At 39.6% G+C, this 20,917-nt stretch carries 22 protein-coding genes and 2 pseudogenes; 13 read left to right on the forward strand and 11 right to left on the reverse strand.

Going from position 1 to position 20,917, the window contains the following annotated elements:
* The first annotated feature begins 255 nt into the window (after positions 1–255).
* Positions 256–645, forward strand: a complete 390-nt coding sequence (locus ACRWQM_RS06775; RefSeq protein ID WP_434926474.1) for a septal ring lytic transglycosylase RlpA family protein — start codon at positions 256–258, stop codon at positions 643–645.
* Positions 646–1,214: 569 nt separating this feature from the next.
* Here ACRWQM_RS06775 and ACRWQM_RS06780 read toward each other — a convergent pair.
* Both ACRWQM_RS06780 and ACRWQM_RS06785 read right to left on the reverse strand, forming a co-directional pair.
* A complete protein-coding gene (locus ACRWQM_RS06780) occupies positions 1,215–2,699 on the reverse strand; it encodes a methyl-accepting chemotaxis protein (protein ID WP_434926473.1) in 1,485 nt (494 codons plus the stop codon).
* 145 nt (positions 2,700–2,844) lie between these two features.
* Positions 2,845–3,579 carry a substrate-binding periplasmic protein gene (locus ACRWQM_RS06785; protein ID WP_434931661.1) on the reverse strand — a complete coding sequence of 245 codons (735 nt, stop codon included), beginning with the start codon at positions 3,577–3,579 and terminating at the stop codon, positions 2,845–2,847.
* A gap of 672 nt (positions 3,580–4,251) precedes the next feature.
* Here ACRWQM_RS06785 and ACRWQM_RS06790 point away from each other — a divergent pair.
* Entirely contained in the window at positions 4,252–4,518 is a 267-nt protein-coding gene (locus ACRWQM_RS06790) for a hypothetical protein (protein WP_434926472.1), read from the forward strand.
* A gap of 458 nt (positions 4,519–4,976) precedes the next feature.
* Here ACRWQM_RS06790 and ACRWQM_RS06795 read toward each other — a convergent pair whose 3' ends face one another.
* Positions 4,977–5,453 (reverse strand): hypothetical protein, encoded by a 477-nt coding sequence (locus tag ACRWQM_RS06795; protein WP_434931662.1) that lies wholly within the window; start codon positions 5,451–5,453, stop codon positions 4,977–4,979.
* A gap of 150 nt (positions 5,454–5,603) precedes the next feature.
* Between ACRWQM_RS06795 and ACRWQM_RS06800 the strand changes: the two genes are divergently transcribed.
* Complete coding sequence (locus tag ACRWQM_RS06800) at positions 5,604–5,795, forward strand: DUF3185 family protein (RefSeq protein ID WP_434931663.1); 192 nt, start codon at positions 5,604–5,606, stop codon at positions 5,793–5,795.
* Positions 5,796–5,949: 154 nt separating this feature from the next.
* Here ACRWQM_RS06800 and adhE read toward each other — a convergent pair.
* Positions 5,950–8,563: pseudogene (gene adhE / locus ACRWQM_RS06805) on the reverse strand (bifunctional acetaldehyde-CoA/alcohol dehydrogenase).
* Positions 8,564–8,863: 300 nt separating this feature from the next.
* Positions 8,864–10,120, reverse strand: coding sequence for an NADH:flavin oxidoreductase/NADH oxidase family protein (locus tag ACRWQM_RS06810; protein WP_434931664.1), 1,257 nt, complete (start codon positions 10,118–10,120; stop codon positions 8,864–8,866).
* A gap of 232 nt (positions 10,121–10,352) precedes the next feature.
* Between ACRWQM_RS06810 and ACRWQM_RS06815 the strand changes: the two genes are divergently transcribed.
* The 3 genes from ACRWQM_RS06815 (at position 10,353) to ACRWQM_RS06825 (ending at position 12,349) form a co-directional block, all read left to right on the forward strand.
* A complete protein-coding gene (locus ACRWQM_RS06815) occupies positions 10,353–10,709 on the forward strand; it encodes a YibL family ribosome-associated protein (protein ID WP_434926469.1) in 357 nt (118 codons plus the stop codon).
* A 136-nt stretch (positions 10,710–10,845) separates the two neighbouring features.
* On the forward strand, positions 10,846–11,460 hold the full coding sequence (ribA, locus tag ACRWQM_RS06820; protein WP_434931665.1) for a GTP cyclohydrolase II: 615 nt from the start codon (positions 10,846–10,848) through the stop codon (positions 11,458–11,460).
* Between the two features lie 34 nt (positions 11,461–11,494).
* Complete coding sequence (locus ACRWQM_RS06825) at positions 11,495–12,349, forward strand: hypothetical protein (protein WP_434931666.1); 855 nt, start codon at positions 11,495–11,497, stop codon at positions 12,347–12,349.
* Positions 12,350–12,385: 36 nt separating this feature from the next.
* Here ACRWQM_RS06825 and ACRWQM_RS06830 read toward each other — a convergent pair whose 3' ends face one another.
* The 6 genes and pseudogenes from ACRWQM_RS06830 to suhB form a co-directional block, all read right to left on the reverse strand.
* Positions 12,386–12,751, reverse strand: a complete 366-nt coding sequence (locus ACRWQM_RS06830; protein WP_434931667.1) for a VF530 family DNA-binding protein — start codon at positions 12,749–12,751, stop codon at positions 12,386–12,388.
* 76 nt (positions 12,752–12,827) lie between these two features.
* Entirely contained in the window at positions 12,828–13,169 is a 342-nt protein-coding gene (locus ACRWQM_RS06835) for a replication protein RepA (protein ID WP_434926465.1), read from the reverse strand.
* Positions 13,156–13,825: pseudogene (locus tag ACRWQM_RS06840) on the reverse strand (AAA family ATPase). The gene ACRWQM_RS06835 and the pseudogene ACRWQM_RS06840 overlap by 14 nt, the downstream one beginning before the upstream one ends.
* A 138-nt stretch (positions 13,826–13,963) precedes the next feature.
* A complete protein-coding gene (locus tag ACRWQM_RS06845; RefSeq protein WP_434926464.1) occupies positions 13,964–14,266 on the reverse strand; it encodes a PilZ domain-containing protein in 303 nt (100 codons plus the stop codon).
* A gap of 131 nt (positions 14,267–14,397) precedes the next feature.
* A complete protein-coding gene (locus ACRWQM_RS06850) occupies positions 14,398–14,802 on the reverse strand; it encodes a phosphate-starvation-inducible protein PsiE (RefSeq protein WP_434926463.1) in 405 nt (134 codons plus the stop codon).
* 179 nt (positions 14,803–14,981) lie between these two features.
* Entirely contained in the window at positions 14,982–15,785 is an 804-nt protein-coding gene (gene suhB, locus ACRWQM_RS06855; protein ID WP_226415026.1) for an inositol-1-monophosphatase, read from the reverse strand.
* Positions 15,786–15,933: 148 nt separating this feature from the next.
* Here suhB and trmJ point away from each other — a divergent pair, with 148 nt between their 5' ends.
* From trmJ to hscB, 7 genes are all read left to right on the forward strand, one after another.
* Positions 15,934–16,653 carry a tRNA (cytosine(32)/uridine(32)-2'-O)-methyltransferase TrmJ gene (gene trmJ / locus ACRWQM_RS06860; RefSeq protein ID WP_434926462.1) on the forward strand — a complete coding sequence of 240 codons (720 nt, stop codon included), beginning with the start codon at positions 15,934–15,936 and terminating at the stop codon, positions 16,651–16,653.
* A 19-nt stretch (positions 16,654–16,672) separates the two neighbouring features.
* Complete coding sequence (gene cysE / locus ACRWQM_RS06865) at positions 16,673–17,494, forward strand: serine O-acetyltransferase (RefSeq protein ID WP_434931668.1); 822 nt, start codon at positions 16,673–16,675, stop codon at positions 17,492–17,494.
* A 263-nt stretch (positions 17,495–17,757) separates the two neighbouring features.
* The gene (gene iscR / locus ACRWQM_RS06870; protein WP_226415032.1) at positions 17,758–18,216 is read left to right on the forward strand and encodes a Fe-S cluster assembly transcriptional regulator IscR; all 459 of its coding nucleotides are present in this window, start codon (positions 17,758–17,760) and stop codon (positions 18,214–18,216) included.
* Positions 18,217–18,310: 94 nt separating this feature from the next.
* Positions 18,311–19,525 carry an IscS subfamily cysteine desulfurase gene (locus ACRWQM_RS06875; protein ID WP_226415034.1) on the forward strand — a complete coding sequence of 405 codons (1,215 nt, stop codon included), beginning with the start codon at positions 18,311–18,313 and terminating at the stop codon, positions 19,523–19,525.
* Positions 19,526–19,584: 59 nt separating this feature from the next.
* Positions 19,585–19,968 carry a Fe-S cluster assembly scaffold IscU gene (gene iscU / locus ACRWQM_RS06880; RefSeq protein WP_434931669.1) on the forward strand — a complete coding sequence of 128 codons (384 nt, stop codon included), beginning with the start codon at positions 19,585–19,587 and terminating at the stop codon, positions 19,966–19,968.
* Positions 19,969–19,983: 15 nt separating this feature from the next.
* Positions 19,984–20,307, forward strand: coding sequence for an iron-sulfur cluster assembly protein IscA (gene iscA, locus ACRWQM_RS06885; RefSeq protein ID WP_434926461.1), 324 nt, complete (start codon positions 19,984–19,986; stop codon positions 20,305–20,307).
* Between the two features lie 47 nt (positions 20,308–20,354).
* Positions 20,355–20,879, forward strand: a complete 525-nt coding sequence (gene hscB, locus ACRWQM_RS06890; RefSeq protein WP_434931670.1) for a co-chaperone HscB — start codon at positions 20,355–20,357, stop codon at positions 20,877–20,879.
* The last annotated feature ends 38 nt before the right edge of the window (positions 20,880–20,917 follow it).

Consider the following 20,917-nt stretch of genomic DNA (forward strand, 5'->3'; position numbering starts at 1 on the left):
ATTGAAACTCTTGTGCGGCTCAAAGGAAGCAAATACCTAAATAGTCGGCCAATAGCCCTGTGCGTTATATTGCTTACTTGTAACACATCCCCACAGTTTTCTGGCATCACAAAACGATATTTACCCTAATCATTAATAAAACAGCGGTTTCATTTGAATCACTATTCAAACTCAGTTAGTGTTCGTGACATTATTAAATCACCACAAATGAGCCATTCCACAGGCTCGTTATGTGAACATACTAAAAGACAAAACATGGTTGCCATTTCTCGAAAAATTCAGTTGTTAATTTTTTTCTTCATATTAACAGGGTGTACTTCGCTACAGCCAGATGCCGGTGGAAAGAGAATAAACTTCACTGAATCCGGTCAAGCCTCATACTATTCTGACAGACATCAAAACAAGAAAACGGCAAGCGGTGATTTATATATTCACAGTCAAAATACAGCAGCACATAAAAGTTTACCTTTTGGCTCAAATGTCAAAGTGACCAATATCAACAATGGCAAAAGTATTATCGTGAAAATCAATGATCGTGGTCCTTTTGTTAAGGGCCGTATCATTGACCTTTCTAAGTCAGCCTTCAACAGCATCGCTAATATATCTAATGGTTTGATTAACGTTAAAATTGAAGTAGTTGATTAGTATTTGTTTGTTTTTATAGCTCGTTGTTAAGGTATTTAGTATCTTGAGGATTCACCATAACCATAACAACTGCCGCAACCAGATAAGACAGCAAAAATTGTAACTTGAATGGGTGCTAAATTTCTCTGGTTAATGTTCATTCGAACTCCTTGTGTATCATAGTTACTTACTTTATCGAGAGCGCTAATCACCTTTACTATCAAAGATATCGATGCACTTACGGATCTATTTGGTTAACAATTTGATAGTCAATAAAAAATATTAAAAGGTGTATGGGAAGCACATTATTAATGATGAGGAGCGCTGAAAGAGGTCTAGCTAGAATCGAAGCTGCACTTGAGTTTTAACAAGTTTGACCCGATATTATGTTGATTTTAGCGAGTGAGTTATCGAACTCGCTTTAGATTACTCTTAGCTTGCTTGTAAGCGCCTAAATTAATTGAAAACTCGGATTCTATTTTTAAGCTTGAATAGCCATTAAGGCTATCGTATTAAAGTGGATAGGCGAGATATTAATTGATTATAAAAATAGGTGGCTCTAGCATTATTAGCCAGAGCCACCTAGATAGTTAGGCTTTAAATTGATTGGCTAATTTCTTTAAATTTCTTGATGTCGACTCTAAATCTTCAGAGTTTTTATTCATTTCACTTAGCTGTATAAGATTATCCTGACCCGATGTGACAATACGGTTGATGTTATGGGTTAAGTCTTCGGCTACCGTACTTTGTTGTTCTACTGCTGTTGCAATATGAGTTGCCATATCGGTGATTTTTTCTGTAGAAATTAAAATTCTATTGATGGCTGTTCCCGAACTTTGGGCATTGACCACTGAAGCCTCACTTTTACTTTGACTTTCAAGCATCACTTTTACTGCTGACTTAGCACCGGATTGTAACTTAGTAATACCGGTTTGAATTTCAGCAGTACTCTGTTGGGTTCTGCTAGCAAGTGCACGAACTTCATCCGCCACTACAGCAAAACCACGGCCTTGCTCTCCGGCTCGAGCTGCTTCAATAGCTGCATTTAACGCCAATAGGTTCGTTTGCTCCGCAATACTGCGGATCACATCTAGTATGGACACGATCGCCGTGACATCTTTATCTAGCGAATTTACTACAGTGGCGGCTTCTGTTAATTGACTAGATAGATCGTTTATAGAATCAATAGAGTCATTTATAATGTTGGATACTTCTTTGGTATCCATATTAGCTTGCAATGCCGATTCTGCTGAAAGCTTCACGCTGATAGCAATTTCTTTTGCTGAGGCTGACATTTGGGTGATTGCAGCCGCAACCTGATCGGTCTCTAATTGCTGATCGTGCACATGCCCACGACTGAGTTCAGCTACGGTGTGTACATTTCTTGCAGCACGAAACACATCATCAACAGAAAACTGTATAGATTGTACAAGCACTTGAATTTTTTCTACAAATATATTAAATGAACTTGATACTTTGCCAATTTCATCTTCGCGACTTACATGAAGCCTACGGGTCAAATTGCCTTCGCCACTGGCTATATTTTCTAAGGCATTAGCAACATGGGTGAGTGGGCGAGTAATCAGTTTACTAAATAGAAAAAAGAGTGCGGTTACTAAAAAAACATCCAGTAATAACCCTTTTAAAATAGCCCTAAAAGCGAGCTCTGTTAGCTCTTCTTTGATGCTAGTATCATCAATGTATAATCTTACAGTACCGATATCAGAGGCGGTATCATTTTCTACATATTGTAGGGGTATTGTACGAAAGTTAGTACTTTTTTCACCTTTAGATTGGGCAATCTGGTCGCCGTTATCATTATGAAAACTTAAAAAAGCAACATCATCAGATTGTTGTTCTGAATCAAGTAATCGAGCCATTTGAGATTCTTCATAATTCCACACTGCGCTAGGTAGGCTTAACTGTAGTCTTGAAGCAACTAAATCAAGTTGAACATTTTGTTTCTGTTGTAATTTTGCACTTTGTGCTAGATAGTCATACACCCCAAATATTACAACTAAAAAGGTTACAGTAACCAGCGCTGCCATGATTAACTTAAAAGAAATTGATTTCATTAGCGTCATAAAAAGTACTCATTTTAACTTGAGTGTATAAAGCAACGTAATCCATTTTATTGCGATACTTAAATATTACTTATGCCGATATAGCAGTCCGAAATCTATTGGAACATGTCGGCACTTGTTATTGACTACTTAGTGATTACTTTAAATGTTCTGCCATCAGCGCATCTATATCAATTTTAGCTAAGCCTTGGTTGTAAATTTCTTGCCATTTTTTGCCATCGGCATCATTTCGAAATGCTACATAAAGCTCTTTGTTCATTAATAACTTTGTATTCATCTGTACCTTATCTTTATTTTTTACCAGCTTACTGCTGTTGGCGAGCATGTAATTGAATACGTTTGCGTCAATCACTGCTGCGTCGATACGACCGCCTGCAACTTTTTGAACATTAATCTCATCTGATGTGACAACCTGAGGTTTAATCACTTTGCTGGCGATAAGTGCATCAAGTTCTTCGGTATTGACATAATCCTGGACTACGCCCAATTTATATTTAGCGAGATCACTTACCTCAGCCCAGCTAATAGGCGATGCTATGTTTTCAACCAAACCTAGCGGACCCTGTCCCATGGGCGCTGAAAAAGTAAACTCATTTGACTCATATAAGTATTCTGGAAAATATCCTGCATATTTAGACCCCGGCTCTGAAGCCAGTTTTACAGCTCGGCTCCATGGAAAAAAATCGACAACAAGTTCATGACCCATAGCTTTAAATGCCGCTTGAGCTACCACAACACTAGCTCCTCTATTTTCTAGACTTTTTCCTGAATAGGGGGCCCAATCTAGTGAAGTAAGGTTTACGGTTTCGGCGTGAGTGGATACGCTGCCGACAGCGAATAGTAATCCCAAAATGGCATAGTTAAATTTCATAATATCTCCTAAAAATGAAAAATTGAACCCGAGTAAACAACCTGTTGGAGCTGTTATTGATATCAAGGGTAATCTCTTATCTGTTTGTCTATTGCCTTACATTGTTATTAAACAATGGGTTAAATTTATTCGCTCGTTAGTAATCCTATTTTTATTATGTATGTACTAGTATCGACCTGTATTACAACGCTTAGGTTAATCTAATAATCTGCATAAAATGAGTTAGCATCAATTACACATCTACGCTTAGATACAAACAATTACTGAATAAGTGTAGACTTAAATTTTGCAACAAGAGCAAATAAAACTATTTATATCTATTATTTTACATATCTATTAACGATGAAATTGATTGTCATTAGGTGGGACGTGTGATGTTAATTGATTATTAGAGTCACTTAATTGATGTTCGGTAGTGTTTTTTTGTGCTAATAGCAGGGAATGTGGCTGGTTTACTAGACTTAATCAGCTTAAAAGGTCTATTTGATAGATTGAGGCATTCTAATACAGCTAAAAACTGCTTTTTGAAGTATAATTATTTATTTTGTGCGCAGGCTACAAAACACCCAAGAGGGAAAATTTACAGTTGGCTGTTTTCACTCCGTTCAACACTTTTGCCAACAATAAATTATCCCATTTATTGGGCGTTAACTTTCTAGGAATGACATTTTAATGCAGGATAAAATTAACATCATACAAGATTACCTAAACGAAGCTAGGATCCGCTGTACATACAATGCGGCAGCCAAAGCAATAGGTATCAAACCAGCTGAATTAAAAAAACTACTCGGCGACCGCACTCCTGAAAGCTCTTGGTTTGTAAACACAGGCGCAGGCGAACCAGTAGGTTACGCTGATAGTGAAAAACATCCTGAACTTTACCGTACAAAGCGCATAATTACATCCGCTGAAGTATTAACCAGAAATCTTGAGCTTTAAAAGCAAACCCGTTTTTTGAATACGGTGTACTTTGTGGCTGGACCGCAGCAATGCGGCCCATTTTTACTTTAATCAGCTATGGTTGTTTCGATGACATTGCGTTGGTTTTTACTGAGGTGATAACACCTATTAGTAGATAGAAACTGATAACGAATTGATTTTTACTATTTACAACAAGTTTTCGATTTATTTATTGTTTTAGCAGTGCTATTTAACCTCAGTTGGGGGTAATAAACGCATATCAAACAGCTCTTTGCAACGCTAACTACGTTTTTTTACACATAAAAATTCGCAATAGGACAGCTATTGACACGTTAATTCGCATTGTTATCAGCGCAAAGCTCAAGTTTGAGGGTAAACACTTGAACTTTGACTATTTAAATATCCTTTATTCAGCTAACCCGAATTGAGATTATTTATTTAAAATTACTTAAAATATTCATATTATCAAGATCTTATTAAAAAATATCATTAAGGTCTTCTAACGCATCTATCACCATCCCCGTACCTACACTAATCAAAAGTAAATCGGTTCCTATCCGGACAATCTTTTGCCCTTCTGGAGTGCGACTTAGCTGAGTAGTAAGTACAAGAGGCACGTCATAGTAAATTACATCTTTCGGCAGGTGTTGGCCTTTGTGCCATTTTTTAGCTTGTCCAGGAGGTTGGCAACCATTGTTTTTCTTGCTTAGTCCTGGTGGACAATGCTTTTCACTTCGAATTGTGTCGTAGTAATTTTTAATGACTATCTGACGGTCATGACTAAAATAGCTCAGCGAGGCCTGTTCATTATCATTGTTATGCTTTGTTTGGTGTTTTTCAGAGTTTTGTTTGCCGTTATTACCTTTTGAATCTTTGTCTTTAGCAACACTATGACCAATCGAAAACACTATAAAGGTGCTAAAAATGATAAGTGGTAGAATTTTCTTGTTCATATAACGTACTCCTTAGCGATTAAATAGCCTTTATCAGGCTATAATGCTTTGCGATTAAAAAACTAATATTATTTATAAGAGGGATGCACCAAAGTAGTCGTATTAATCATTGTTGTCGAGACTAAAATTTTATAAACACTTGGAGTCATAATGAATAAAACAATTCTTGGTATCGTAATCATTGCATTAGGTGTAGCGTTAGCGATTTGGGGTTACAACATTTATGATTCAGCAAGTTCTCAAGTGGTTCGCGCTATAAACGGTGATACACCGATTGAAGCTTGGTTAGGCATGGTTGGAGGGGGGATTGCGGTTTTGATTGGTCTTACCAAGATAAAGTAAAAGTCGTCACTTTAGATTGTTATTAAATGAAGGCGTTAATCTTTTGATTATCGCCTTCATTTGGTTTATTTCAATTTACTTAACTATTAGCTTCAATACAGCCTCTTTTGTAGATTCACTAACAACTCAGCAATACTTCTTATTATATCCTGTGCTATTTATCTTGGTATGGGGTGCCATAAAAGCTGTCTAGCAAGACTTGTTTAAGTTCACTAATTAACGGGAAACGTGGATTTGCCCCGGTACACTGATCATCAAATGCATGCTCAGCTAACTCATCCAATTTAGCTAAAAAGTCAGCTTCGTTGACTCCGGCAGCTTGAATAGATACCGGTATGCCGATAACTGATTTAAGTTGATCAATTTTAGCAATTAACAGATCAACTTTTTGCTTATCCGTTTTTGCTTTCGTGACACCATCAAGTTTGAGATGCTCTGCAATAGCAGCATAACGGCATAGTGCTTTAGGACGGTCATACTGACTGAATGAGGCCTGTTTAGTCGGCATGTCAGTAGCGTTGAAACGAATAACATTACTGATTAATAAAGCATTGGCTAAGCCATGGGCTAGGTGGAACTCTGCCCCGAGTTTATGCGCCATTGAGTGGCAGATACCTAAAAATGCATTGGCAAAGGCAATACCTGCAATGGTTGCACCATTATGCACTTTCTCTCTTGCAACCGGTGCGTTTGCACCTAGCTCATAGGCTGCTGGAAGATGTTCGCATAGTAAGTCTAATGCTTGAAGGGCCTGGCCATCACTGAACTCGTTAGCCATCACACTGACGTATGCTTCAAGCGCGTGAGTAATCGCGTCAATTCCGCCATACGCAGTTAGTGATTTTGGCATATTCATCACAAGATTAGGGTCAACAATGGCCATGTTGGGCGTGAGTTGATAATCTGCAATTGGGTATTTCATGCCAGTCACTTCGTCAGTCACTACTGCAAATGGTGTCACTTCTGAGCCTGTACCAGAGGTAGTAGGGATAGCGACCATTTGTGCTTTGACGCCAAGTTTAGGGAATTTATAAATACGTTTACGAATATCCATAAAGCGCAGTGCTAAATCGGCGAAATCGACATCAGGATGTTCATACAATACCCAAATGATTTTCGCGGCATCCATAGGTGAACCACCGCCTAAGGCTATGATGACATCAGGTTGAAAGCTTTGCGCTACTTTAGCACCTTGTTTTACTATCGCCAGTGTCGGATCGGCTTCTACTTCATAGAATACTTCAGTTTCTAGTCCTTGGGCTTTAAGAATCTTAATAGTTTCATCGCAGTAACCGTTATTGAATAAGTATTTATCTGTGATGATAAGCGCGCGTTTCTTAGTTTCTAACTCTTCAAGTGCAATCGGTAAGCAGCCACGGCGGAAATAAATTGATGAAGGAAGTTTATGCCACAACATATTTTTCTGCCCTTTTTGCGACTATTTTCTTATTAATTAAATGACTTGGTCCGACGTTTTCTGAGATAGAGTTACCGCCCCAAGAACCACATCCCAAAGTCAGTGAAGGTGCGAGTTTAAAGTTATATAAGTCACCAATCCCGCCTTGAGATGCAGGAGTGTTGATCAGAATTCGTGCTGTTTTCATTCTAAAACCAAATGTTTTCACGCGATCGCTTTGGCTGTCTTGGTCTGTATATAAACCTGATGTATGGCCAATACCGCCTAGGGTGACCAGCGCCTCTGCTTTATCCATGGCATCATTAAAATCTACAGCACGGTACATACCTAATAGGGGGGATAGTTTTTCATGGGCAAAAGCTTCTGTATCACTAATTTCAGTAACTTCACCTATTAATACTTTGGTCCAGCTTGGTACTTTTATTCCTGCCATTGCCGCAATTTTTTCCGCGCTTTGGCCAACAATATCAGCGTTTAAATTGCCATTTTTTAGAATAACATCTTGCATCAATAGGGTTTCAGCCACTGACAACATATACCCGCCGTGAGAGGCAAAACGTTCTTTGACTTGGTCATAGATGCTATCGACCACAATGACTGCTTGCTCTGATGCACATACCACACCGTAGTCAAAGGTTTTAGACATTAATATAGAACTAACAGCACGTTTTATATCTGCGGTTTCATCAATCACAATCGGTGTATTACCTGCTCCTACACCGATAGCAGGTTTGCCAGATGAATAGGCAGCTTTTACCATGCCAGGGCCACCAGTGGCTAAAATGAGATTAATTTTTTCATGGGTCATTAGTTGATTAGATAATGCAACTGAAGGCTCATCAATCCAACCAATAATGTCTTTGGGGGCTCCAGCGGCAATGGCTGCATTTAACACAATTCTAGCCGCTGTTGTGGTCGATTGTTTCGCACGCGGGTGAGGTGAGAAAATAATACCATTGCGAGTTTTAAGGCTAATAAGCGCTTTAAATATTGCGGTAGAGGTTGGGTTGGTTGTTGGCACAATGCCACAGATTATCCCAACGGGTTCGGCAATAGTAATAGTGCCGAAGGTGATATCTTCTGCAATGATGCCACAGGTTTTATCATCTTTATACTTATTATAAATGTATTCAGAGGCGAAATGGTTTTTAATGACTTTATCTTCAAGCAAGCCCATTTGAGTTTCAGTTGCCGCCATTTTCGCTAACAAAATACGTGAATCTGAGGCGGCAAGTGCAGCGGCTCTAAATATTTTATCGACTTGTTGTTGGCTAAAATTGGCATATTCTTTTTGCGCGTAAGCCACTCTGTCGACTAATTGGTTAAGTTGCTCTGTGTTGGTGACTGTCATAATGACTTCCTTTAAAAAATAGTTAAATAAATCAGTTTTAGTTAACCATTCTTTGTGTAATACCTATTAAATTTATGTTGTAAAATTACCTTTTTTTTAGCGCTTTTGTCGTGATCCACTTCACAGATAAGTTGCTAGTGTAATTTTGTTACGTTTTTTAGTTGTAAAACGAAGTTTAAGCGCCACTTATTATGTGCTGATTTAGATGAGGCTTCTCTTAAATCAGCATAATATTGGCAAAAATCAGGTTAAAGGTTTAATGCATTAACTTGCGTCAATTGTATCAGTTAACTAAGGTGGCTAAAGTTGATTTTTTGTAGCTAAATAGTAAGCCTGTAAATATTTCTTATATTTAGCCGTTCTGCGTTTAGTTTTAATTTGATCCAATACTAAACTCCACAGTGGAAAATCGTTCATTTTTGGCTTGTTGCCTCGACTCATTCGACGTAATTGACGCTTAATTATCGCCATTGTAGCAAGTGCTGCGAAGGTTTTATTTTCCCAACTTATTTGTTTAATGGCAACAGACATCTCCGGATTGGTTTGCCACCTATTGATAATGTCAGGCTGATAAGCAAGGGCTGTTGCTAGACCGCATATACTAAAACCTGCATCAATGACTTTTTGCGCAATGGGTAGCCTTTGAATACCACCGGTTAACATTAACGGAATAGGTGAGCGTTTAACCAGTAACTCTGTAAAACTTAAGAAATAGGCTTCGCGTGCTAATGTTCTGTCATCCGCACTTCGCCCCTGCATTGCAGGAGCTTCATAACTTCCGCCCGATAACTCTACTAGGTTTACGTTATACTCTGCTAACCAGTTAATGACTTGCTCTGCATCATCAATATCAAAACCACCCCGTTGAAAATCTGCAGAATTAAGCTTTACTGCCACATCAAAATCATTACCACAGGATTGCCTTACTTGTTTTATTACTTCAATTAATAACTTAGCGCGATTGAGTAAACTTCCACCCCATTCGTCAGTGCGTTGATTGGTTAACGGAGATAAAAATTGCGCTAACAAATAACCATGAGCGGCATGGATTTCTACGCCATCAAAGCCAGCCAACTGAGCTTGATAAGCACTTTGGCCAAACCGTTTAATCACATCTTGTATTTCATCTTCAATCATTGCCTGAGGTATTGAAAATAAATTGGAATGCTTACCTAGGTCTAAGCTGATGGCTGAAGGAGCAATACTTTTACCGCCCAAGGCTTTAAAGACTTGCCTACCTGGGTGATTTAATTGCATCCACACTTTAGTATTATTAGCTTTGGCTATATTTGCCCATTGGATAAAGGGTGCTAAGGGCGTGTCATGCTCAAGGGTAACCCCCCCAGGGCCTGTCATGGCCATTCTGTCTATCATGACATTACCAGTAATAATTAACCCAACGCCGCCTTGGGCCCATTGTTGGTATAACCGAAACAGCTTTTCATCGGGTAGTTGTTGATTATTGGCTAAGTTTTCTTCCATGGCGGCTTTGACAAAACGGTTTTTAAGTATTGTTTGCGGTGTGATTTGAACCGCGCTAAAGAGATCTTGCGACATGATTAAACTCGCCGTTATGTGATTATTAAAATCAGCATAACGGTAAAGTAAGCCTTGAAGCCACTATCACTTGATATTTTCTGTTGAAATTATTCACATACCTGTGATTTTTTTTCGCAAATTAGCAAGGTTTGGGTATATAATTCCCTCCTTAAATTATGATGTGGTTTTATATTGAATAGCGTCTATTCAATCCTTATTGTAATTGTCTGAATAGTTTAAAGGTAAAGTAATGAATTTAAAGCAAGAACTGCAAACTCTTAATGGTAAATTAGATACGTTTCGTCGTAAATTAGCGGCGGCTGAACAGCGCGGTGACGCAGCTATTATTTTGCAGTTCAAAAAAGAAATCACCGCAATGACTAAACGTATTGCTAACGTTAAAGGCCAACAAACTCGCGAGCTTAATAAAGAAGGCAGTGAAGTGAAGGGTTTAACTTTCAAACGAGAGCTAACCAAAGTCGAGCAAGCGGACATGGGGCAATTAAAAAAGTCTGTGAAAGGCTTAGTGGTTGTTCACCCTATGACTGCATTAGGTCGTGAAATGGGCATTAAGACAGTGACGGGTTTTGCCCCTAGCAAATTCTGATACAGTTTCAATTTTTTGTGTAGTTGATTGCAGCTATAGGTGATGTCGTCAACGACCATTCTTAGGCAAGTAAGTCTCAGGAAATACGGTCTCATATTAGGTCTCAGGGAATGAGTGTTGTTGTAAGGTCTATTTCATGTCGATAAAATATATCGCTACCTCTAAATTACCTACCCCTTGGGGTATATTTGCTATGCACGGTTTTGAAGATACTGAAACTGGCAAAGAGCATGTTGCATTAACTTTCGGTGAGTTAAATGCCGACTCAGCAATTTTAGGGCGTATTCATTCGGAATGTTTAACCGGCGATGCGTTATTTAGTTTGCGCTGTGATTGTGGTTTTCAGTTACAAACCGCGATGCAGAATATTGCCGAGCAGGGTCAAGGCTTTATCTTATACCTACGTCAAGAAGGGCGTGGAATTGGCTTGTTAAATAAAATTCGAGCTTATGAACTACAAGATGGCGGAGCTAATACTGTCGAAGCTAATGAACGTTTAGGATTTGCAGCTGATATGCGTCAATACGATATGATTAAGCCTATGCTTGAGCAAATCAATGTATCTAAAGTCAGATTAATGACCAATAATCCTCGTAAAGTAAAAGCGATGGAAAATGAAGGCATTGAAGTCGTTGAAAGAGTGCCATTACAAGTAGGCAAAAATCGTTACAATGAAGGCTACTTAAAGACCAAATCCACCGAGCTTGGACATATGATGTCTGAACATCATTTCAATGATAAGCAAGACTAATCAAGTTTTAGTCAAGTTGCCATATTATTCAAATATGGCAAAATATTGCAAAGTCATCACGACTGTTACGGCTTTGCAATACTCTGCTATGTCAGCCGCACAGGATATACCTGAAGCACCTATATCCTCTCCAGATGCCTCACACTATGCTTTTGCAAACTATCTTGGCAGTGGTATTTATCGCACATCAGGTCAAAGTGCTGCTGTAGCAAATATACCTATTTCATTTGCTATCGACCAAGCTGAAGATCATTTAGTTAAGTTACGCTTACCTATATCCTTGGGTTTTTTCGACTATTCATTTAATGATTTACCTGGCGGGCAATTACCCAAAAGCGTCGGTACCATAACTTTCACACCTGGAGTTGAGTACCATTGGTTTGTTGATGAACAATTGACGCTCGAAAGCTATTTAGATATGGGTTATGGCTATAATTTTTCAAATGAAAGTAACGTTGGGATCATGTCATTTGGTATATCATCACTTTATCAAATTGATATACCTGCTTATTCTCCTACCTGGGTAAATCGACTGTATTTTGCTGGCTATCGCAGCAGTTTAAATGATAGTGCCGAGAGTTATTCTGTTTTACAAAGTGGTCTGGATTTTGGCTTGGGAACGAGCTGGCTTTGGGAGGATATTGAGGTTGAGCCTAGGTTATTCTTCGCCGGGCGCTGGTTCTTCGACAACCTAACCTTTGTGAATCCTGTTGGTGCTGATGTTGTCACTAATCACACCTATGAAGTGGGTGCGACTTTGAAGTTCTCTAAACCGATAGGTTATGATGTCTTTGGCTGGGATGGCTTAAAAATAGATCGGCTAGGTGTGAGTTATCAGGTTGGGGGTGGGCTACAGGTGTGGCGACTTATTTTCGAATTTCCGTTGTAACCCTTTCTACAAAGACTTAATTATTCCAAGCTGAGCTTACTTACCCCATATATTTGCATTTACAGGTTTATCATCACAAGTGTTATCAGGCGAAGCAACAGGCTTTACCTTTGTGGTGATTTTTTTATGAGTTGATTTTTGGGTCGATGATCTTGAAGGAGCCTCTTGCTCTTTTTTTATCGGCAATGGCAGCTTATTACACCTTAAATATAGATATTCGACCTTATCGCGCGCCCATGGGGTTTTACGTAAAAAGGTTAAACTGGATTTAACACTAGGATTGTCTTTAAAACAGCGAATGTTGATCCGAAGGGCTAAATCTTCCCAGCCATACTTGTCGACTAAATAAGTAATGATTGTTTCTAATTTAATGCCGTGAAGCGGATTATTTTGCTGAGTCATAATAAAAGTAAGGCCGATAATCAAATGATAGATCAAGATTATACGCTAAAATAGTATCCTACAGGGAGTTTCAATATTACTTTAACTGCTTTTGTTGATCTGTTGTTGATAAATGATAAAAATCGTCAATTAGGATACGCAGCAGTTTTGATTTAGCCACATTATTATTTTTAGACAGTTTGTCTAATTGGGTAATGCTTCTCTCTGTGAGTGTAAAAGTTGCATGTCGATAAATTTTGACACTTTTTTTATCTAGGCCACTTAAAAATGCTTGAGTCGATTGTTGCATCTGTGGATTTTCACCCACAACAGTCTGTTTGCCCAACGCATAGTTATTGGCATCTTCGATAAAGTCGTCAACCGAAACAGACTTTTTCTTTTGCTTCGGCTTTTTACGCTTAAGGTCAGTTAAACTCATAACTATTTTCTGGTGGTATAGCAAATAATTCATCAGCAATTGCACGGATTTCAATTGCAGCTTTACCATCTGGCTCTATTTCCATAACCGATGAGCCGCTTTCTTCACTATCGTCATAAATATTACGGCTAAAAGTAACTGAGTTTAAAGCGCGAAGGTTAAATGATTCGACAACTTCTTTGGCTTCTAAAATACGTTTAAACTGGGTCGGTAAAGAAGGGCACTGGGTCATTACAATTGCTGCTACCATCTTAGGATTGACCATTTTACAGGTGCTTAACATATCTTCCATATGGGGAAGGGTTTTTAAGTCACGACGTTTTGGTCTTAAGGGAATGACCACATAAGTTGCCACGGACATGGCTGCGCGCATAGCAAGGTTATCTTGGCCACCACAATCAACAATGACGTAGTCAAAGCGCTCATCTAAACTGAGTAAATCATTACGAATCTTACCGTAGAGTTGAATACAGTTAATGGGTGCAAGGCTGGGATCTGTATTACGAGCCTGGATCCAATCGGATGTGGTACGTTGTGGGTCACAATCTACCATCAACACATTAGCAGCGAATTTTTGAGTAATATAAACGGCAAGGTTCTGTGCTAAACAGCTTTTGCCACTGCCTCCTTTTTTCACCGCCTACGAGCAGTATCATACTCTTCTCCCATTGTGGTTTCTTAACAATATAAGTGTCATCTATGTAACTTAATAATTTGAGTATAGAACATGTTTTTCACTCTGGGTAAATACCTATAACACTTTGCTCTAATGGAACACGACTGGAAGGTCGTTGTTAAAGTAATTGCAACGCAATGTGATAGCTGTGCGGTGAACTTTGACTACAGCGACATACCTGCCCCTTAATGGTATTTTGTTTATCGCTACCGGGATTAAATGTGAGTGCGATTAATTGCCCCAATTCAAAAGCCTGACGGTAATCAAATAATACGCCTTTGCGAGCCAAGTCAATACAAACACCATCATCTTCATTACTTTCACCAGCTTTATTAATCCAATGTAACTTGATCCGCTCTGCTTCCATATCTACGCGCAATGAAGTACGTTTTTCATCAAAACCTGTCGGCTCTTGGTCCATTTTTATTTCTCCTTAAGTGGGTTCGATTCTTTAGTTTTAGCATATTGGCTTTTTTAAGCAATACCAAACGGTTATTAAAAACAAAAACGCCAAACAAAATGCTTGGCGTTTTAGTGTTAAGTGACTTAACGTTAATTGTCGTAGTCTTGATTTCTGGGATAAGGCATTTTTAATTGTCCCCAGCGGATCACGATTACCGTAGCTGCTAACAGTATGGTTGAAAATGATATAGCTAAAATACGCCAGTCATCCATGCCTTTCATATCTAAAATAAGGTATCGTGCTAAGGCAACAATGGCAATATACAGCGGCATACGGATAGGTAACTTACCTGACTCGATGTAATTGACCACCATGGCCAAGACTTCAAGATAGATAAATAATAATAACAGATCGGCAAGCTCGACTGTTCTAATGGCGAACATATGCATTATCTCTTCGCCAATAGCAAAAGTAGTGGCCAAAGCAATAATGAAAAGAACGACATATTCGATCGATTTTAAAGATTGTATGCTGGCATGTTTGATTCTGTGCATGTTATCTCTGTTATTTTGTAGTGAAATCTTGATGGTATTATTCCGTAAAGTAAGCCGCTTGCCCAGCGATCTTAATCACAGACACAAAAAAACCGCTAATTAAATTAGCGGTTTCAATATTTTAGCGACTATTTTGACGAGTGCGAGCAATCGTTTCTATTATTACTCGCAGTCGATAACTAACGCTTTAACGCTTCATTAAGTAAAGGACGCATAATTTTAACTAATTGAGTGGTTACTTTTGGAGTGCCAGCAACAATGTTACCCGAAATCAGGTAATTATGACCGCCAGTGAAATCAGTAACCGTACCGCCAGCTTCACGACAAATTAGGTCGCCAGCAGCTATGTCCCAAGGTTTTAAACCAATTTCGAAAAATCCGTCTAAACGGCCTGCTGCAACATAAGCTAAATCTAAAGCTGCTGAACCTGTACGACGCAGATCTGCACATTGCGGAAATACATCTGCTAAAATTTTCATATAGGTTTCAGTATGCTGACGAGCTTTGAATGGGAAACCTGTACCTATAATGGTACTGTCCAATTCACCGACACTGGTAACACGCATGCGGAAGTCGTTAACTTTTGCGCCTTTACCACGAACAGCTGAGAACAGCTCTTCACGAACAGGATCATAAATAACCGCGACTTCTGTCACGCCTTTATATTGAAGGGCAATTGAAACAGCAAAATGAGGAATACCACGAACGAAATTGTTGGTGCCATCCAAAGGATCTACTATCCAGACATAATCTTTACTTTCGCCACGGTTTTCACCGTCTTCTTCACCAATGATCGTGTGATCAGGGTAAGATTTACGAATCTGATATGTAATAGTTGCTTCTGCTTCCTTGTCTACACTCGTAACAAAGTCATTAATTCCTTTGGTACTTACCTCAACACGGTCGAGTTCAGTATAGGCGCGCATAATTGTTTGGCCAGCAGCGCGGGCAGCGCGCGTGGCAATAGTCATCATCGGATGCATAGCAATCCCCTGGATTTTAAAGAACGAATAAAACAGCGGCCGCATTATACCTTATTCAATAGTTATATCAAATGCAGATTTTCATATAACGTTATAAACAGGGCTTGTGGTAACATATGGTCAATATTTTTTGAATTAAAGTGGTGTCATGTTAAGTAATATTCGTGTTGTGCTTGTGGGCACGTCTCACCCTGGAAACATTGGTTCGACCGCCCGTGCAATGAAAACCATGGGTTTATCTAATTTATACCTTGCTGAGCCAAGAGTAGAGCCTGATGGCCAATCTATTGCACTGGCGGCAGGTGCATCTGATATTTTAAAAAATCTCACCACAGTTGACTCATTGGATGAGGCTATTGCTGGTTGTAGCTTAGTTATTGCGACAAGTGCACGTAGCCGTACATTAGATTGGCCAATGCTTGACCCACGCCAAGCTGGCGAAAAATTATCGCTTGAAAGTATTAAAGGCCCGGTTGCCATTGTATTTGGACGTGAGAATCATGGGCTTAGTAATGAAGAATTACAAAAGTGTAATTATCATGTGTTTATCCCTGCTAACCCAGAATACAGTTCATTAAATTTAGCCCAAGCCGTACAGATTATTTGCTATGAAACTCGTGTGGCGCATTTAGCTTTGGGTGAGCAGCCTGCTCCAGAGGAGGAATATCCTCTGGCTGAAGATTTAGAACGTTTCTTTGTACATTTAGAATCTACCTTATCAGAGACTGGCTTTGTTATTAAGAACCATCCCGGTAATGTGATGACCAAACTTCGCCGTTTATACAGCCGTGCTCGAATTGAAGCGCAAGAAATGAATATTTTACGGGGTATTTTAACCTCGATAGATAAAAAGATAGATAAAAAATAGTGGTGATAAGGGAGTTCACATGGGCGTGAGATCAAGATTAAAAGAAGATATAGAATCTATTTATCACCGTGATCCTGCAGCAAACAGCACGATTGAAATTTTACTCAATTATCCTGGCATGCATGCAATTTGGTTACATAGGATTAGTCATAAGTTTTGGCGAGGCAATTGGCGGTTAACTGCGCGTTGCTTGTCGACGTTTTCCCGCTGGCTAACCGGGGTTGAAATTCACCCAGGAGCGACCTTAGGGAGACGTTTTTTTATTGATCATGGCATGGGTGTGGTGATCGGTGAAACGGCTGAAATTGGTGACGATTGTACTTTATATCATTCGGTTACTCTCGGTGGAACAACCTGGCAGGCGGGTAAACGTCACCCTACATTAGGTAATAATGTGGTCATTGGTGCTGGGGCTAAAATATTAGGTCCAATTACCATGCATGATGGTGCTCGAGTCGGCTCTAACTCAGTGGTGGTTAAAGATGTTGAGGCCGACAATACTGTTGTGGGTATTCCGGGAAGAGTTGTCTCTTCACCAAGCACGCAGTCAAAAGAAAAAGCTGAACGTCGTACTGAGATGGCTAAAAAATATGGCTTTGATGCATATGCCGTGTCGCCGGACAATCCTGACCCTGTCGCCAATGCGATTGGCCAGATGCTTGATCATATGCATCTAATGGATTCTAAAGTACAGGAACTTTGTCAAGCCGTTCAAACTATGGGTGGAGAAGTGTGCACTGAAAAGTTACCTCAATTGAATGTAGGTGACTTTGACGAAGCCGAAAAAGCGGCCGCCAAAAACCGAAAACGTGAATTGACAGAGTTTGATCCAAGCATATAAGTAGACTTGATAAGCTGTAGTTAATATAAAGCTTAAAAAGTGTTAAATGCCTATCGTGATTAAAAAATAATGCCAATAGAGGAATAAATCCCCCTATTGGCATTGAATTTTAAGCTATAAAAAGGTTAAATACCTCGGCTGAAATCAAGCTGTTTTAACACTTCCTTACTTTAATACCTGAGTAAATTAGTAGGATTAATACTTGACTAAATTACTCGGGTATGATGAAATTGCTGCATACTTTTTGGGAGCAGTAGCAAGTTATGAAACTTACATCAAAAGGTCGCTACGCAGTCACAGCTATGCTGGATGTTGCGATTCATTCTGGAACAGGGCCTGTTCCTTTAGCAGATATATCTGAAAGGCAGGGCATTTCGTTGTCTTACCTTGAACAACTGTTTGCTAAGTTAAGAAAGCACGGTCTGGTGTCAAGTGTACGCGGACCCGGTGGCGGATACCGTTTAGGCCTAGAGGCTGATGCCATTTCCGTTGGCATGGTTGTCCATGCAGTTGATGAATCTGTTGATGCCACTCGCTGCCAAGGACAAGGGAATTGCCAAAGTGGCACCCGCTGTCTTACCCACTCTCTATGGGGTGATTTAAGCAAACAAATTTCAGAGTTTTTAAATGGTATTTCACTTGCTGGTCTGATGAACAAAAGAGACGTGCAATTTATCTCTATTAAGCAAGATAAAATCCAGAAGGAACACCGTGTTTTATAACTGGTAGTTATTAAACACAGTGTTGATTTAAATATAATTATTATTTGTACGTTGTATGTAGACTCAACTGAGACTACTAAGTACGGAGTGTGTTATGAAACTTCCTATCTATCTAGATTATGCCGCAACAACCCCTGTCGATAAGCGTGTCGCAGAGAAAATGGTTCAACATATGACTATGGACGGAGTGTTTGGTAATCCAGCATCTCGATCTCATCGTTATGGTTGGCAAGCTGAAGAGGCAATCGATATTGCCCGTAATCAAGTTGCTGATCTGATTAATGCTGACCATCGTGAAATCGTATTCACATCGGGTGCAACAGAGTCATCTAACCTTGCGATTAAAGGTATTGCTCACTTCTATCATAAGAAGGGTAAGCATATTATTACCAGTAAAACTGAGCATAAAGCAACGTTAGACACGTGTCGCCAGTTAGAACGTGAAGGCTATGAAGTCACTTATTTAGAGCCTGAAGCCAATGGGATAATTCCTTTGACTCGTCTTGAGGCTGCAATGCGCGATGACACTATTCTTGTCAGCATTATGCACATTAATAATGAAATCGGCGTGATACAAGATATCAACGCAATCGGTGAACTTTGTCGTGCTAAAGGTATTTTCTTCCACATGGATGCAGCACAAAGTGCAGGTAAAATACCGCTTGATGTACAGCAAACAAAAGTGGATTTGATTTCAATATCAGGCCATAAAATGTATGGGCCTAAAGGTATCGGTGCGTTGTACGTTCGCCGTAAACCTCGTATCCGTTTAGAGTCTCAAATGCACGGTGGCGGCCATGAACGTGGTATGCGAAGTGGTACATTAGCAACTCACCAAATTGTAGGATTAGGTGAAGCGTCTGTTATTGCAAAGCAAGACATGCAAGAAGATACAGCGCGCATTCGTCGTCTACGTGACAAGCTTTGGGCTGGCATTAATCACATTGAAGAAACCTATATCAATGGCGATGCTGAGCAAGGCTTCTGTGGTATTTTTAACGTTAGCTTCAACTTTGTTGAAGGTGAATCGTTAATGATGGCACTAAAAGATTTAGCGGTTTCGTCCGGTTCAGCTTGTACATCCGCAAGTTTAGAGCCTAGCTATGTGCTTCGTGCACTGGGCTTAAATGATGAAATGGCGCACAGTTCAATTCGTTTCTCTATTGGTCGTTTTACTACCGATGAAGAAATTGATCATGCAATTAATGTAATCACTGAGTCTATCGATAAGTTACGTGAAATGTCTCCACTTTGGGAGATGTTTAAAGATGGTATCGATTTGAACCAAGTTCAATGGGCACATCACTAATTGGGTTATCTCACCAATTAATACCAACTGATAAATGACAGAGATTTTGGAGCAGTATCATGGCTTATAGCGAAAAAGTAATCGACCATTATGAAAATCCACGTAACGTGGGTTCATTTGACAAGAACGACCCTTCAGTAGTAACCGGTATGGTTGGCGCGCCAGCTTGTGGTGACGTGATGAAGCTGCAACTTAAAATTAATGCCGAGGGCATTATTGAAGATGCTAAATTCAAAACCTACGGTTGTGGTAGTGCAATTGCTTCTAGCTCGCTGGTAACAGAGTGGGTTAAAGGTAAAACGGTTGACCAGGCTGGAAGCATCAAAAATGCTGATATTGCAGCTGAATTAGCGTTACCACCAGTGAAAATTCATTGCTCTATTTTAGCAGAAGATGCTATCAAAGCGGCAATTGAAGAGTACAAGTCGAAGCAGTCTAAGTAATACCTGGAGTTAAAGATGGCAATTTCAATGACCCCAGCTGCGGCTGACAGAGTAAGATCATTTCTTGCTAATCGCGGAAATGGCCTCGGCTTACGCCTTGGGTTGAGAACATCTGGCTGTTCAGGAATGGCTTATGTGCTTGAGTTTGTAGATGAGCTTAATGACGATGATGAGTTATACACTATTGATGGTGTTAATATCATCATCGACGCCAAAAGCTTTATCTATTTGCAGGGCATCGAGTTAGACTTTATTAAAGAGGGCCTCAATGAGGGGTTCCAATTTAATAATCCTAACGCCAAAGGTGAGTGTGGTTGCGGTGAAAGCTTTACCGTGTAAATGATCACTTCACTGTGTTTTAAACATGCAAGTATGAATGTTATTAAATGAATTACTTCGAATTGTTTGACCTCGCTCTATCCTTCGATATTGACACCGCTACACTTGCAGAGCGCTACCGCGATCTGCAACGGGCGGTGCACCCCGATAAGTTTGCCAATGATACTGAACAGCAAAAACTATTGTCTGTTCAGCGTACTGCGCAAGTCAATGATGGTTATCAAACCCTAAAAAGTCCACTCAGACGTGCAGAGCACATGTTAAGCTTGCGCGGCATTGAGCTAAGTCATGAAACGACGACCATTAAAGATACGGGTTTTTTAATGCAGCAAATGGAATGGCGAGAGATGTTAGAAGACATCAACGACTCAGCTGATCCAAATGGTATTATTGACACCTTATACGATTCTTTTGCAAATTATGAAAAGTCTTTGTTCTCTTTATTGAGCCAGCAGCTAATAAAAGCTGATGAGAATGATAATAAGCAAGTGGCAGATCAAATTCGTAAATTAAAATTTATGGCAAAATTACACGATGAACTCGCACGTATCGAAGATGCATTGCTTGATTAAGCTAGGGCAATATTTTTCCTTAGATTACAAGCTGTCAC

This window comes from Shewanella sp. HL-SH5 (genome assembly GCF_051163755.1).
GTDB lineage: Bacteria > Pseudomonadota > Gammaproteobacteria > Enterobacterales > Shewanellaceae > Shewanella > Shewanella glacialimarina.

Excerpts from the sequence above, each read along its gene's own strand:
- ACRWQM_RS06810 (WP_434931664.1), bottom strand. The coding sequence starts at position 10,120 with ATGTCGCAAGATCTCTTTAGCGCGGTTCAAATCACACCGCAAACAATA.
- ACRWQM_RS06825 (WP_434931666.1), top strand. The coding sequence starts at position 11,495 with ATGGCAAAATATTGCAAAGTCATCACGACTGTTACGGCTTTGCAATAC.
- ACRWQM_RS06780 (WP_434926473.1), bottom strand. The coding sequence starts at position 2,699 with ATGAAATCAATTTCTTTTAAGTTAATCATGGCAGCGCTGGTTACTGTA.
- ACRWQM_RS06835 (WP_434926465.1), bottom strand. The coding sequence starts at position 13,169 with ATGAGTTTAACTGACCTTAAGCGTAAAAAGCCGAAGCAAAAGAAAAAG.
- iscU (WP_434931669.1), top strand. The coding sequence starts at position 19,585 with ATGGCTTATAGCGAAAAAGTAATCGACCATTATGAAAATCCACGTAAC.
- ACRWQM_RS06850 (WP_434926463.1), bottom strand. The coding sequence starts at position 14,802 with ATGCACAGAATCAAACATGCCAGCATACAATCTTTAAAATCGATCGAA.
- ACRWQM_RS06775 (WP_434926474.1), top strand. The coding sequence starts at position 256 with ATGGTTGCCATTTCTCGAAAAATTCAGTTGTTAATTTTTTTCTTCATA.
- ACRWQM_RS06845 (WP_434926464.1), bottom strand. The coding sequence starts at position 14,266 with ATGGACCAAGAGCCGACAGGTTTTGATGAAAAACGTACTTCATTGCGC.
- cysE (WP_434931668.1), top strand. The coding sequence starts at position 16,673 with ATGGGCGTGAGATCAAGATTAAAAGAAGATATAGAATCTATTTATCAC.
- ACRWQM_RS06790 (WP_434926472.1), top strand. The coding sequence starts at position 4,252 with ATGCAGGATAAAATTAACATCATACAAGATTACCTAAACGAAGCTAGG.
- ACRWQM_RS06800 (WP_434931663.1), top strand. The coding sequence starts at position 5,604 with ATGAATAAAACAATTCTTGGTATCGTAATCATTGCATTAGGTGTAGCG.
- ACRWQM_RS06830 (WP_434931667.1), bottom strand. The coding sequence starts at position 12,751 with ATGACTCAGCAAAATAATCCGCTTCACGGCATTAAATTAGAAACAATC.
- ACRWQM_RS06875 (WP_226415034.1), top strand. The coding sequence starts at position 18,311 with ATGAAACTTCCTATCTATCTAGATTATGCCGCAACAACCCCTGTCGAT.
- ACRWQM_RS06785 (WP_434931661.1), bottom strand. The coding sequence starts at position 3,579 with ATGAAATTTAACTATGCCATTTTGGGATTACTATTCGCTGTCGGCAGC.
- trmJ (WP_434926462.1), top strand. The coding sequence starts at position 15,934 with ATGTTAAGTAATATTCGTGTTGTGCTTGTGGGCACGTCTCACCCTGGA.
- ACRWQM_RS06815 (WP_434926469.1), top strand. The coding sequence starts at position 10,353 with ATGAATTTAAAGCAAGAACTGCAAACTCTTAATGGTAAATTAGATACG.
- iscA (WP_434926461.1), top strand. The coding sequence starts at position 19,984 with ATGGCAATTTCAATGACCCCAGCTGCGGCTGACAGAGTAAGATCATTT.
- iscR (WP_226415032.1), top strand. The coding sequence starts at position 17,758 with ATGAAACTTACATCAAAAGGTCGCTACGCAGTCACAGCTATGCTGGAT.
- hscB (WP_434931670.1), top strand. The coding sequence starts at position 20,355 with ATGAATTACTTCGAATTGTTTGACCTCGCTCTATCCTTCGATATTGAC.
- suhB (WP_226415026.1), bottom strand. The coding sequence starts at position 15,785 with ATGCATCCGATGATGACTATTGCCACGCGCGCTGCCCGCGCTGCTGGC.
- ribA (WP_434931665.1), top strand. The coding sequence starts at position 10,846 with ATGTCGATAAAATATATCGCTACCTCTAAATTACCTACCCCTTGGGGT.
- ACRWQM_RS06795 (WP_434931662.1), bottom strand. The coding sequence starts at position 5,453 with ATGAACAAGAAAATTCTACCACTTATCATTTTTAGCACCTTTATAGTG.